Origin of the sequence: Aquimarina mycalae, assembly GCF_029906345.1 — a bacterium.
Classification (GTDB): domain Bacteria; phylum Bacteroidota; class Bacteroidia; order Flavobacteriales; family Flavobacteriaceae; genus Aquimarina.
Map to the genome: position 1 here is coordinate 961,408 of NZ_JARYGY010000001.1, position 13,118 is coordinate 974,525.

The 13,118-nt window shown below is 33.4% G+C and carries 13 protein-coding genes; 8 read left to right on the top strand and 5 right to left on the bottom strand.

The features are described 5' to 3' along the window. Positions 1–9: 9 nt before the first annotated feature. Genes QBK95_RS04275 through QBK95_RS04290 form a run of 4 tightly spaced genes read left to right on the top strand, consistent with a single transcriptional unit; the run spans position 10 to position 2,779 of the window. A complete protein-coding gene (locus QBK95_RS04275) occupies positions 10–453 on the top strand; it encodes a hypothetical protein (RefSeq protein WP_280930923.1) in 444 nt (147 codons plus the stop codon). A gap of 13 nt (positions 454–466) precedes the next feature. Beyond that, complete coding sequence (locus QBK95_RS04280; protein WP_280930925.1) at positions 467–1,348, top strand: methyltransferase domain-containing protein; 882 nt, start codon at positions 467–469, stop codon at positions 1,346–1,348. Positions 1,349–1,403: 55 nt separating this feature from the next. Further along, positions 1,404–2,315, top strand: coding sequence for a TIGR01777 family oxidoreductase (locus QBK95_RS04285; protein WP_280930928.1), 912 nt, complete (start codon positions 1,404–1,406; stop codon positions 2,313–2,315). A 2-nt stretch (positions 2,316–2,317) separates the two neighbouring features. Next, on the top strand, positions 2,318–2,779 hold the full coding sequence (locus QBK95_RS04290) for an SRPBCC family protein (protein ID WP_280930930.1): 462 nt from the start codon (positions 2,318–2,320) through the stop codon (positions 2,777–2,779). 173 nt (positions 2,780–2,952) lie between these two features. Here QBK95_RS04290 and QBK95_RS04295 read toward each other — a convergent pair whose 3' ends face one another. Then, positions 2,953–3,519 (bottom strand): hypothetical protein, encoded by a 567-nt coding sequence (locus QBK95_RS04295; RefSeq protein ID WP_280930933.1) that lies wholly within the window; start codon positions 3,517–3,519, stop codon positions 2,953–2,955. Between the two features lie 353 nt (positions 3,520–3,872). Here QBK95_RS04295 and QBK95_RS04300 point away from each other — a divergent pair, with 353 nt between their 5' ends. The 3 genes from QBK95_RS04300 to QBK95_RS04310 are packed head-to-tail and all read left to right on the top strand — an operon-like array spanning position 3,873 to position 4,986. Then, on the top strand, positions 3,873–4,427 hold the full coding sequence (locus QBK95_RS04300; RefSeq protein ID WP_280930935.1) for a sigma-70 family RNA polymerase sigma factor: 555 nt from the start codon (positions 3,873–3,875) through the stop codon (positions 4,425–4,427). Positions 4,428–4,432: 5 nt separating this feature from the next. Then, entirely contained in the window at positions 4,433–4,690 is a 258-nt protein-coding gene (locus QBK95_RS04305) for a hypothetical protein (protein ID WP_280930937.1), read from the top strand. Between the two features lie 41 nt (positions 4,691–4,731). Then, positions 4,732–4,986, top strand: a complete 255-nt coding sequence (locus QBK95_RS04310; protein WP_280930939.1) for a hypothetical protein — start codon at positions 4,732–4,734, stop codon at positions 4,984–4,986. Here QBK95_RS04310 and QBK95_RS04315 read toward each other — a convergent pair. Further along, positions 4,975–5,802: a UbiA prenyltransferase family protein gene (locus tag QBK95_RS04315; RefSeq protein WP_280930941.1), complete on the bottom strand. Its 828-nt coding sequence runs from the start codon at positions 5,800–5,802 to the stop codon at positions 4,975–4,977. The genes QBK95_RS04310 and QBK95_RS04315 overlap by 12 nt on opposite strands. Positions 5,803–5,936: 134 nt before the next feature. Here QBK95_RS04315 and gcvP point away from each other — a divergent pair, with 134 nt between their 5' ends. Further along, positions 5,937–8,789: an aminomethyl-transferring glycine dehydrogenase gene (gene gcvP / locus QBK95_RS04320; RefSeq protein ID WP_280930943.1), complete on the top strand. Its 2,853-nt coding sequence runs from the start codon at positions 5,937–5,939 to the stop codon at positions 8,787–8,789. 74 nt (positions 8,790–8,863) lie between these two features. On the opposite strand, the gene QBK95_RS04325 is transcribed toward gcvP, so the two are convergent. The 3 genes from QBK95_RS04325 to QBK95_RS04335 form a co-directional block, all read right to left on the bottom strand. Continuing rightward, positions 8,864–9,586, bottom strand: a complete 723-nt coding sequence (locus tag QBK95_RS04325) for an alpha/beta hydrolase (RefSeq protein ID WP_280930945.1) — start codon at positions 9,584–9,586, stop codon at positions 8,864–8,866. A gap of 121 nt (positions 9,587–9,707) precedes the next feature. Further along, the gene (locus QBK95_RS04330; RefSeq protein ID WP_280930947.1) at positions 9,708–11,096 is read right to left on the bottom strand and encodes an exonuclease domain-containing protein; all 1,389 of its coding nucleotides are present in this window, start codon (positions 11,094–11,096) and stop codon (positions 9,708–9,710) included. Between the two features lie 336 nt (positions 11,097–11,432). Then, the gene (locus QBK95_RS04335) at positions 11,433–13,019 is read right to left on the bottom strand and encodes a T9SS type A sorting domain-containing protein (RefSeq protein WP_280930949.1); all 1,587 of its coding nucleotides are present in this window, start codon (positions 13,017–13,019) and stop codon (positions 11,433–11,435) included. Positions 13,020–13,118 lie beyond the last annotated feature (99 nt).

A 13,118-nucleotide genomic window follows, 5' to 3' on the forward strand; every position in this document is an offset into this window, starting at 1 on the left:
ACATACTACATGAAACTATATATTCCAAATTGGATCATAATAATAGGAGGCATTGGTCAGATATTTACAGCACTTATCTATCCATACATTAGACACAAAGTGTTTGATTGGTACAATGATGTAAAACAACTAAAGCCATTGAATCAGGAAATAGCGAAAACCTACGGAAGGTATATTCAAGGATTAAACTTTTCTTTCGGACTTATTGCTATTCTTATTACCGATCAGCTTAAAGAACAATCAGAATTAGCCATTGCACTTACAGGATTAATTGCTGCATATTGGGTTGGCAAAGTGCTCACGCAGATTGCTTATTACCCAATGTATGAGATCCCTCAAAAACCAATTTTTAAAATCGGTAGTTACTTTATGAACTGTCTATTCGTATTATTCGCAATAGTATATTCCTTATTGTGCATCTACAATTGCATAGGATTCTTCGGTATTAATTAAAAAATCTAGCATTATGAACACTACATTTCCATTACTACATAAAATCAGATTCAAAAAATCTAATAAAGAAAACCTTATTGAACTCTATGATGAAGCTACAGAAGATTACGAATTCTGGAGTAAAGGTTTTAATATGCATTTTGGGTATTACATTCCGTTTAAGACTACACTCTTTAAAAGAGATACTATGCTTAATGAAATGAATAATCAAGTATTTAACCGATTACGTTTTAATAAACAACATGGCGTAGTTGCAGATCTAGGTTGTGGTATCGGTGGCACTATTAAATATGGATTACGAAAATATCCTCGTCTGCATATTATCGGAGTAACGCTTTCCCCATTTCAAGTTCGTGAAGGGAATAAAAGGCTACAACAAATGAATGGCTTAATTTTGGAAGAAAATTATTGTAAAACTTCTTTCCCTTCTGATAGTTTTGATAGCGCATATGCTATCGAAAGTTTATGTCACTCTGGTCATAGCATCGAAGCTCTTGAAGAAGCATATAGAATTCTTAAACCTACTGCTAAGCTAGTCATTGCAGATGCTTTTCTTAAAAAAGATGCAGAGCAATTATGTCCAGGAAGTCATTATTGCTACAACCAACTCTGTAAAGGTTGGAGTCTAGAAGGTTTAGGAAGCATTCAGAAGGTTAAAAAATCTCTAGAAAAAACTGGCTTTAAAAATGTAAAAATCGAAGATATTTCTTTTAGAGTTGCACCTTCTGTGCTACATGTTCCATTTGCTATAACTGGCTTTATTTTCAAGAAACTTTTTAGCAAAGAGACACTAAAACCTCAAAGTTGGAAAAACCTAAAAGGCTCTTTATTTGCATTACTATCGGGATTGCATATGAAAAGTTTTGGATATTATATCATAACTGCAGAAAAATAGCTTTCTCTATTTGATAAGCCTCAGTTAGTCAAACCCATTGTAAATCTTAAAAATCATGAAAAAACTAGTCATAGCAGCAGGAACTGGTTTCTTAGGAAACATTCTAATCGATCATTTCAAAAATAAAGTTGAAACCATTGTAATTCTAACTCGAGGCGGTAACAAATCTATCGAGAATATCAATTATATCCATTGGGATGCTAAAACTCTAAACACATGGAAAAGTGAACTAAATGATGCAGATGTACTCATTAACATGACAGGAAAATCGGTGGATTGTAGGTATCATCAAAAGAATAAGGATCTTATCCTCTCTTCTAGAATTGCCTCTACAGCTATTTTAGGCAAAGCTATCTCCGAATGTAAAAATCCGCCTAAAACTTGGTTGAATTCATCTACAGCAACCATTTACAGACATTCTATGAATCAGGAAATGGATGAAACATCTGGTGAAATTGGCACAGGTTTTTCTGTAAACGTAGCAACCAATTGGGAACATGCTTTCTTTTCTCAACAAACACCAAAAACCAGAAAAGTAGCACTGAGAACTTCAATCGTTTTAGGTAAAAATGGAGGTGCACTACAACCAATTTTAAATTTAGTAAAAACGGGGTTTGGCGGCAAACAAGGGAAAGGAGATCAAAAATTTAGTTGGATTCATGAAACCGATTTCGCTAGAAGTTTAGAGTTTATAATCAAAAACCCAACAATAGAAGGTCCTATTAATATCGTTTCTCCAACACCTTCAGACAATAGTAGTTTTATGAAAACACTAAGAACAGCGGTTGGTATTCCTTTTGGAATCCCCTTACCTAAGCCTTTATTAGAAATTGGTGCTGGTATCATTAAAACAGAAACAGAGTTAATTCTAAAAAGCAGAAATGTAATTCCTAAAAAGCTGCAAGAAAATAATTTTCAATTTAGGTATGCCGATCTAACAAATACAATTACCGATTTAACCTCTTGATGATGACTAAAATTCTTCTGAATACTTCGATCAACGCTCCGATTAACATGGTTTTTGATGCAGCAAGAAACATAGATCTCCATATGAATTCTGCCGAAAAAACTAAAGAAAAAGCAATTGCTGGAACTGTATCTGGTGTAATTAAATTATATGAAACTGTTACCTGGAAAGGAAAACATTTTGGAATGTATCTAAAACATCAGAGCAAAATTACCTCTATAAGGTATCCAACTTTTTTTGTTGATAAAATGATACAAGGCCATTTTGTGAGGTTCAAGCATCAACACATTTTTAGGAAAACCTCAACAGGAACAGAAATGATCGATGTCTTAGAATATCAGACTCCTTATAGTATTTTTGGGAAAATTTTCGATCGATTAGTTTTAAAAAGATACCTTGTCAAATTTCTCTTAACTAGAAATCGATTCTTAAAACGACATACAGAAAACAGAGCTCGTTTTTAAAATTAACAATGTACCCGAAAAGCTATTCTCTATACTATGAATTTACCTTCGTGGGCATTCGGGCAAAGCTTATTAGTAAACGTCATTTATCACTAATATTTTTTAGCTTATTCAAGATCAATAGAGTTACACACTTTCCAGGTATATTGTTAATTTTGTTATATTACATAAGGTTACCCATCGATCCCAAAACAATATATTCGTACTGCTCCAGAAGTAGCCATAATATTATTAGCTTCTTTTCCTTTATATATTGGTTGAAAAGCATATTCTCCAGGACTTAAAGATGCTGGTAAAATAATCTCATAGAGATTTCCTTCAATCTTTTTTAATTCAGGAAAGATTAGGTGCTGACTAATATCCTTATTCCCGCCACCCATAGAGTTACCTTTCTGTATAAATCTTCTATACTTTTTTCGTTTCTTTACGACATCTGCTTTCGTGATAATTACCAAATCCAAAGGATCTGTTCCTTCTTCTAAGGACATGATAAATTTTGGTGTATCACCAGATTTAAACCTAACATCAGAGTACTTACTATTAAAAATAGTGAGATATTGATTTACTCCTCCATACCCAAAACCTATGGCCTTGGCTTCGATTTTAGCGCCTTTACGCTCGAATGATTCTACATTTCCATCCTTTACATAATAAGGAACAAAGTCTTTTTCGACTTCTTGCGCTTGTATTTTACATAAAAACACAAATTGAATTGCTAAGAGTAGTGTAATTTTTTTCATATGACTGTTTTTTTAGATTACTTGATATGCACAAACATAAAATCATAATCATACCAAAAACATACCCAGTTAAAGGTATTTTGTAGTCATTTCTAACAATAAAAACCAAAGCAGGTATTAAATCTGCTTTCACATCCATTATTAATGTTTTCTATAGTAGTACATCATTTAGTAATATTTTAGGGAAATATCATTGATTTATTTTATTTGAAACTTGAATAAAAAGGAGTGTATATATAAGTTTATCAAGGGTTTTTAATTTTCTGAAGATTAGACAAGTATTACACATTCGTTAAACTATATAACCATATTCAACTTTTTATCCTATTTTTGAGGAAAAGAGCTCATAAACTATGTCAACAAACACAATAGACCCCAATTCGTGGATAGATAAATACAGCGACTACCTATTTAATTATACGATAGTTAGAGTTGATGACAGAGAGATTGCACAGGATTTAGTGCAAGAAACATTCTTTGCTGGTCTTAAATCCATGAAAAACTTTAAGGGAGAAGCGAGTGAACGAACTTGGCTAATTTCGATATTAAAAAGAAAAATAATTGATCATTATAGAAAAATAAATAGTAATAAAGGAAAAGCTGAAGTACGTATAAATTATGTAAATGACGGTGAGAGCGAAGGAGATTGGTTAGAAGAAAGAGTAGCTGACCCCTTTGATCAGAATGCCGAAAACGAGATTGAAAACACAGAATTAGGAGTTGCCATTCACAACTGTATTGGTAAATTACCTGAGAAGCAAGCTCGTATTTTCAAAATGAAAACAATTCAAGGGTTTGATACAGAAGCAATCTGTAATGAATTTGATATTACTGCGTCTAATCTATGGGTAATCATACATCGTGCACGTACTGCGATGGCTGAATGCCTGGAAAAAAATTGGTTCTAATTATAATGGGTACAGAAAACAAAATATTTGTAAGTTGTGAAAACGCCAATCACATTTGCGATAAAAATCAGTATAGAGAAGCCTCTTTATGGGAAAAAATTAAATTAAATATTCATTTAATTTATTGTAAGGCTTGTAGAAAATATTCGGCTAAGAACACGAAACTAACTAAATTATTTAAAGACCCTAAGGTCATAAGTATTAATCAATCGGCAAAAGATGCCATGAAGGAACAATTAAAGAAAAAAATGTCTGAACAATAAAAACAACAAAAGCCCCAAGTAAAAGTATTTTAATAATTATAATGAAGACAAGTAATAGTTTATTAGTATCCTGTGAGCAGGCAAAATTTATCTGCGACAAAAATCAATATGGAGAAGCGTCCATACTGGAAATAATCAAATTAAATATTAGATTAATTTATTGCAAAGTAACAAGAGCATATTCTAAGAGGAATGGTAAACTCACAAAAGCAATTAAAAAATCTAATGTGCAAGTAATTGATCCTTCTAAAAAAGAAGAGATGAAAGAACGTATGCGTGAGAAACTAGCCAAATAGGCTTTGTAACATAACCAATATAATTAACCACATTATCGGAATACTTTCGACCCAAAAGGAACAAAAGTATTCCGATTGTTTTTTTTCAGTACCCCATAAAAACAGTAATGTAATAATAGTTACCAATACAGAACTTAAAATTTCTGCAGAAGAAAGCTCATCTTTTATGGCCGTTAGTATCAAAAAAACAGTCAATAAAATGCTTCCAAAAACTTTGGTTCTCGTAATTCCTATTTGTTGTGGTATGGTTTCTAATTCTCGTCCATCATATTGTAAATCTCTTATCTCAAAAGGCAACATGATCACTACAATAAATAAAAATCGCTGAATAATCTCAATAATCTTATCAAAATCCAATGTTCCTTCAGAATAAATAACTGGTATCAATACCGTAATTCCTGTCCAAACAAGTCCTATAATAAAAATTTTAATCCCAGCTATACTTCTCAGATTCTTCTTATTGGGAAAAACTGGAACTGCATATAATAATGTCAACAAAATAAAAGGTGTTATATATAACAATATATCAATCGACATTTGATAACCAAAATATACTGATATGACCACGCAAATACCGGTCAATATTTTGACGCCCGTAATGGATTTAGTTAATTTCTTATGATATAATTTAGAAACATTAGCATATTTCACAAAGTTATAAGCTACAATAGCGCTAACAAAACTGAAATACAGGTACGTATTATCTCCTAAAATTTCGAATTTCAGAAAAGTAAGCTTCACCAAAGCAACAATAGCTAAAGCCACATGAATGCTACTATAGATATAAAAATTAAATACGCTTTTTAAGGTTTTCACACTATAAATTTAGGGGTATCTGTTAATAACAGTCTAAATTGGTTAAAAACTTGGTAGGGTTAGGTTAATTTATTGTGAAAGTTTTATGGATTAAATATGTACTTTTGCGCTTTCAATCTCAACTGCTTTTCGCTATGAAAACTGACTCATTTAAGCTACGTCACATAGGTCCTTCAGAAAAGGATCTAACTGATATGTTAGACACAATCAAGGCTGACTCTATGGATCAATTGATCTATGAAACAGTTCCTGATGACATTTTATTAAAAAACTCCTTGCATTTAGACAACGCAATGAGTGAACAAGAATACTCTGCGCATATACAGCAATTATCTGCTAAAAATAAGGTATTCAAAACCTATATTGGTCTTGGATACCATGAAGCATGCTTGCCAGCAGTTATCCAACGTAATATTCTGGAAAATCCAGGATGGTATACAGCATACACGCCTTACCAAGCAGAAATCGCACAAGGTAGGTTAGAAGCTCTGTTAAATTATCAAACTATGGTTTGTGATCTTACAGGAATGGAACTTGCTAATGCCTCTTTACTAGATGAAAGTACTGCAGCAGCAGAAGCAATGACAATGTTGTTTGCTGTAAGATCAAGAGCACAGAAAAAAGAAAACATTCGAAAGTTTTTTGTTTCGGAAGAAATATTACCTCAAACATTGTCTCTGTTAAAGACCAGAGCTATTCCATTGGATATAGAATTGGTAGTAGGTGATCATAGAAACTTTGATTTTTCAACTGGTTTTTATGGTGCTATTCTCCAATATCCAGGAGTTTCAGGACAAGTATATGATTACGCTGAATTCGTTGAGAAAGCGCATCAAGCAGAAATCAAAGTAGCAGTAGCGGCTGATATCCTAAGTCTTGTATCATTAAAATCTCCAGGTAGTTTTGATGTGGATGTAGTAGTAGGTACAACACAACGCTTCGGGATTCCTTTAGGATATGGAGGACCACACGCAGCTTATTTTGCAACCAGAGAAGAATACAAAAGAAATATCCCTGGTAGAATTATCGGTGTTACACAAGATATGAATGGCAATCGTGCATTGCGCATGGCATTACAAACACGAGAGCAACATATCAAACGTGACAAGGCTACGTCTAATATCTGTACCGCCCAAGTGTTACTTGCAGTAATGGCAGGAATGTATGCAGTATATCACGGTAAAGAAGGTTTACAATACATCGCCACCAAGGTAAATGCTTCTGCTCAGGCGCTAAGTAATGCTTTAGAACAATTAGGTTTTGAGCAAACTAATACAGCTTATTTTGATACCATTCAAATCAAAGCAAATGCAACAGCGATAAAAGAGATTGCAGAAGCTCACCAAGTAAATTTCTACTATCCAGATGCTGAAACGGTTTCGATTTCTTTGAATGAGGCAACTACAATTACTGATCTAAATGCTATCGTATCTATTTTTGCTAAAACAGTAGCAAAAGAAGGTATCACTATCAACACGATTGATACTTTAGGAAACATTGCCGATAATCTTAAAAGAAATACTGAATTCTTAACCAACGAAGTATTCAACACACATCATTCTGAAACAGAGTTGATGCGTTATATCAAAAAATTAGAGCGTAAAGATCTTTCTTTAAATCACTCTATGATTCCTCTTGGCTCTTGTACGATGAAACTTAACGCTGCATCCGAAATGCTTCCGTTAAGTGATCCTCAATGGGGTAACATTCACCCATTAGTTCCAATAGAACAAGCACAAGGATATCAAGAGGTACTAAAAAAATTAGAAGATCAGCTAACCGAAATCACTGGGTTTTCTGCAACCTCTTTACAACCAAATTCTGGAGCACAAGGAGAATTTGCAGGGTTAATGGTGATTCGTGCATATCATGAATCTAGAGGAGATCATCACAGAAATATCTGTTTGATTCCTTCTTCGGCACACGGAACCAATCCTGCTTCTGCAGTAATGGCAGGAATGAAAGTAGTTGTAACCAAAGCTACAGAAGAAGGTAATATCGATGTTGAAGATCTTAGAGAAAAAGCATTGAAGCATAAGGATAACCTGTCTGCTTTAATGGTTACCTACCCTTCTACTCATGGAGTATACGAATCTGCTATTAAAGAGATTACACAGATTATCCATGATAATGGAGGTCAGGTATATATGGATGGTGCTAATATGAATGCTCAAGTAGGATTAACCAATCCTGGTGCTATTGGAGCGGATGTATGTCACTTAAACTTACATAAAACATTTGCAATCCCTCATGGAGGAGGCGGTCCTGGAGTTGGACCTATTTGTGTAGCGGCACAACTTGTTCCGTTTTTACCTGGTAATCCAATAATAAATACAGGAGGAGATCAGGCAATTACAGCAATTTCTGCAGCACCTTGGGGATCTTCATTAGCGTGTTTAATTTCTTATGGTTATATTACAATGTTAGGTGCAGATGGTCTTAAAGATGCAACAAAATATGCAATCCTTAATGCTAATTACATCAAAGAACGATTGAGTGGTCATTACAGTACTTTATACTCTGGTGAACGTGGTCGTGCAGCTCATGAGATGATCGTAGATTGTCGTCCTTTTAAAGCACATGGAATTGAAGTAACTGATATTGCTAAGCGTTTAATGGATTATGGATTCCATGCTCCTACAGTTTCTTTTCCTGTTGCAGGAACAATTATGATTGAACCTACAGAAAGTGAAAGCAAGGCTGAACTAGATCGTTTTTGCGATGCAATGATTAGTATCCGTCAAGAAATTGCTGATGCTAATGCAGACAATCCTAATAATGTGATGAAGAACGCACCACATACCATGGCGATGTTAACAGCTGATAATTGGGATTTCCCTTATAGTAGAGAGCAAGCTGCATATCCGTTATCATATATTGCAGAAAATAAATTCTGGCCTACAGTAAGGCGTGTAGATGATGCATATGGTGACAGAAACCTTATTTGTACATGTACTCCTATTGAAGCTTATATGGAAGAAGCATAAAAAATAATCTATCTATTATACAAAGAGCCTGATACCTTATAAGCATCAGGCTCTTTACTTTTTACATAATAATCTTATATCGTTTTTAAAAATCCTTTTACTGCTACCCAATACGCATCACTATCAGAAAACTTATCCCAAAGTGCTCTTGATCCGTGATTCCCTTTTGTTTCTGGAAGAAAAGATTGTTTTTTACCTTCAGGAATTGCTTCATATATTCCTGACCAATTCTTTTTTTCATTTTGAGCAGAAGTAATAAATACTGGAACCTTAATGTTGGCAGCACTTTTAGTAATAAACCCTTTCTTTCCGAAGTATTCTCCTGGAGCAAAAGATAATACTCCTTGTACTGCTTCAGGATTGTCTCCTGCATATTTTAGGACCAGTGCTGAAGAATAAGAACTTCCCCAAATAATAATCTTCTTTGGGTTATACGTCTTTTTTACATAATCTACTGCAGCTTCTATATCTTGAAAAGCATCCACAAATTCTGTTTGTTTTCCTTGCTTTTGGGCTAATGCTTTTGTTTTGTTTTTCACTCCATTTACAGCACCTCCAGATCGCTGATCTACTGCCATACAATTATACCCTAAACTATTCAGTTTTGGTGCAATTTCAAGATATTCTCCTCTGCTCCATCCTGCCTGATGAAATAGAATAATAAATTGATCACTATCTTTGGTATCATAGACATCTGCCGTTATTACAAGACCATCTTTGGATGGGAAATCGATGGTCTTTTGACCATATATTGATACCGTTAATAACAGGATTAAAGTAGTTATAATATTTTTCATAAATAAAATCATTAATACATTAAGAATAATGTTGCTCAAAGTACTAAATAATACACTTGGTAAATGCTATTGTTTTGTTATAATTTAGAGCTGTATACTAAGAATACAGTTCGATATTAGTTTATGAAATACCAATATTTATTATATTTCTTTCTCCGTTTTTGCGTAAGTAACTTTTAATAATTTTGGTCGTATGATAAGTATGTTTTTGTAGTTGTAAGAAATTTTCGCAGTCTTCAATGCTTGTAATCTGTTCATTTTCATTTACAAACCCAAAACCTTTATATACACCATCCTGAATCATCACAAAACTTTGTTCTTCAAAGGTTCTACCTCTTTCTTTAATCAGGTAACTTTTTTGGTTTCTTCGTAAAGATGCTAGTGCTTTTTGCACTCTCATATTGTATAATGCAACTGACTCATTACTTTCACAGATTCCTTTACAATTCTTAATTTTATAATGAGAACAACGTTCTGTTGTACTTTGAAGACTACAATATCTTGGGCACAATTCATAATCCGTACATAGTTGTTCTAACTTTTCAACAGCTTCTGCTCTACTATAGAATATCTCGACAGAATGATCAATAGTATGTGATCTGTCTATTGCCAATTGAATTACTCCTTTCCTATTCGTATAATAAATAATACCATAAGGAGCTACAGGCCTTTTTTGTGCTCTATTAAACTTAGGAAAGTGTTTTTGTATTTTTTCTGATTCTAATAATAAGGCTACTAACTCATTACCAGTTACCTCATAATCTATATTGTATGTAGCTTGACAAAGTGCATATTCTTTATTTTTTTTATCATAAAAATGACTCACCACTCGTTGCTTGATATTCTTAGCTTTACCAGCATAAATTACTTTCCCTTTTTGATCTTTAAACAAATAAATCCCTGTTTCTTCTGGCAATGCATCTATACTTTCTACTTGTAAATGCGGTGGTAAAGTAGCTTCTTTAGAGCGAACATTTAGAAATTTATTGATCACTGTAAACTCTGGATCAAGGCTCAAAATTCGTTGAAAAAGTATCACAGTAGCATCTGTATCTCCTTCTGCTCTATGACGATGTTCTAAAGGAATATTAAGAGAGGAACACAATTTTCCTAAACTATAAGAAAACATTCCTGGGATCAATTTTCTAGATAGACGAACGGTACACAATTTTTTACGAACAAAAGAGTATCCAAGATTCTTAAATTCGCCTTTAATCACATTATAATCAAAGTTTACATTATGTGCTACAAAGATTGCTCCAGTAGTCATCTGTACAATTCTCTCTGCAATCTCATGAAATCTGGGTGCATTGCGCACCATATCATTATCAATACCTGTAAGTCCCGTTATAAAAGGGGGAATATTACATTCTGGATTGACTAAGGATGTGAATTTATCTACAATTATATTACCTTGTAGTAATACAATACAGATTTCTGTAATGCGATTACCATTGATGCCTTTACCAGTGGTTTCTACATCAATAACAGCATATAATTTTTCTGACATTACATTTCTTTTGGAATACAAATCTAAAAGAAATAATCGAAATTTGGAATTTTTCCTTTTATAATGGAAATTTTCCTATTAAAAAGCTCTTTAGATTATAAAAGAAGTGCTAATTCTAATAACCTCCGACATAAAATCGTATCGAGAATAGTTTTAAAACAAACGATTCTTGTAATGAACACATGCTATTAATCTAGTAACACTTATATCTATTTCTGAAAGTTTTATCGTGTACAATTGTTTAGGTTGTAATATAAAAAGGGAAGTTACCTTTTCAGACAACTCCCCTTTTCCCCAAAAAAAGGTCTTTTGTAGACAAAAATAAGACCTAAGCTTTTATTCTTTAATCACAAGTCTTAGAACTCTTCTAGATTCTTTTGTGTCAATTTCTACTAAATATAACGCAGCACTCAATTGTGTATCTATAGCAATCTGATTATTTCCTTTTAATAGCCCGTTATATTCTTTAGAATAAACAATTTGCCCCATAATATTTGTTATAGATATGGTAGCATTACCATTACTATCATTCATAGGTAAATGAATATTTATTGCTCCCTTAGAAGGGTTTGGATATAATTTATAGTTTTGTTTCAAGTCAGCACCTAAACCCACATGATTTTCAGTTTTTAATCTGGAGCTATTACTTGTTAATCTTATAAAATCAATTCTGGATGTAGTCGTAGCGTTTTTTCTTCTATACAATCTAAACCAATTTAATCTTGTAATATCAGGAGTTCCTCCAGTGATTCTAGCATCTGCAAACGGAAGTCTAATTAAATTCCAACCATTATTGAGTGTAGATTTATCTATATTCCAATTATATTCTCTGCTATCGGGTCTACCATCAGAACCCAATTCTACCTGATTACTACTATCAAACCTACTTGGGTTATCCACATAATACCAAAACTCTAATGCTGTTGCACCTTGACCATTAGTAGTCTCAAATATTCTTTTAAAATCATCTGTTCGAGACCCTCTGGATTTTAAAGAGCCACTACCTTCTTTAAAATTACTAGAAATAGATTTAGTATTGGCCGAAGACCAACCTGATTCTCTATCACAATTATCTATTAACCAATCATTATCAGGATTGGGATTAGATCCAGAACCAGGTTTTAGTGTAAAACTAGCCAAGACATTTTCTCCATTACCTCTCACACAATCTGTCCCTCTAAAATGTAGTTCATCGGTTCTACTCCCATCAGTAGTTTTCATACCAATTGCCATAGCATCGTCTCCTTGTCTCCAGGATTCTAAAACATTCATGATTTTAGTATTAGAAGTACGGCTTCTATATATTCCAATGTTTACGGGATTATCATCATACATTACAGCAGCTATTTGCACGCCTTTGTCGTATGATTTAATTTCTTTATTTACATAAGCTAGTCCTCTATATTTTCCTGAACCGCATCCGCTTCGCCACTCATCATTTCTACCATATTTTCTATTTGTATTGGCATTTGTCCATCTGTAATCAGAGCTTCTATCTGATCGAATACCTCTTAAAGCGTTTAAATCAACATTACGCAACGTAACCAAATACACGAATCCTCTTTTGTGATCTCCAAAATTAAAACGCTTGCTACCATTGCGATCATGAACGTAGTAGTATGTTTGCAGATTTACATCACTAAAGCTGCTTTCATGGCCATCTCTTGTTATTCTATGGATACCTGATGGACGTACACCATCTAAAGAATTAGAATCACTCTGGCCTACAAATATCAACGAAACATCATCCGTACGTGTATTGCTACTGGATTCAATAGTTAGATTTTCTCTGTCTTTGGAGCTATCTCTGTCACTACCGATTTTTTGTATATCTGCATCTGTATATCCTTGCGATTTTACAGGTAAGGAACAACATAGCGCAAGAACTATGGCCATTCCATAAGAGTTTAATTTTGTCTTCATAATTTTTAGGTTTTAAGAGTCAATACACTTTTTAATAAGCGTTGACTACAATTAACACCCTAAAAATAACAACCACATATTACAATAATGTGTAGTATT

Bases quoted from the DNA above. Each gene is read 5' to 3' on its own strand.
- QBK95_RS04295 (WP_280930933.1), bottom strand. From the start codon at position 3,519: ATGAAAAAAATTACACTACTCTTAGCAATTCAATTTGTGTTTTTATGT.
- QBK95_RS04310 (WP_280930939.1), top strand. From the start codon at position 4,732: ATGAAGACAAGTAATAGTTTATTAGTATCCTGTGAGCAGGCAAAATTT.
- QBK95_RS04290 (WP_280930930.1), top strand. From the start codon at position 2,318: ATGACTAAAATTCTTCTGAATACTTCGATCAACGCTCCGATTAACATG.
- gcvP (WP_280930943.1), top strand. From the start codon at position 5,937: ATGAAAACTGACTCATTTAAGCTACGTCACATAGGTCCTTCAGAAAAG.
- QBK95_RS04280 (WP_280930925.1), top strand. From the start codon at position 467: ATGAACACTACATTTCCATTACTACATAAAATCAGATTCAAAAAATCT.
- QBK95_RS04275 (WP_280930923.1), top strand. From the start codon at position 10: ATGAAACTATATATTCCAAATTGGATCATAATAATAGGAGGCATTGGT.
- QBK95_RS04325 (WP_280930945.1), bottom strand. From the start codon at position 9,586: ATGAAAAATATTATAACTACTTTAATCCTGTTATTAACGGTATCAATA.
- QBK95_RS04300 (WP_280930935.1), top strand. From the start codon at position 3,873: ATGTCAACAAACACAATAGACCCCAATTCGTGGATAGATAAATACAGC.
- QBK95_RS04285 (WP_280930928.1), top strand. From the start codon at position 1,404: ATGAAAAAACTAGTCATAGCAGCAGGAACTGGTTTCTTAGGAAACATT.
- QBK95_RS04305 (WP_280930937.1), top strand. From the start codon at position 4,433: ATGGGTACAGAAAACAAAATATTTGTAAGTTGTGAAAACGCCAATCAC.
- QBK95_RS04330 (WP_280930947.1), bottom strand. From the start codon at position 11,096: ATGTCAGAAAAATTATATGCTGTTATTGATGTAGAAACCACTGGTAAA.
- QBK95_RS04335 (WP_280930949.1), bottom strand. From the start codon at position 13,019: ATGAAGACAAAATTAAACTCTTATGGAATGGCCATAGTTCTTGCGCTA.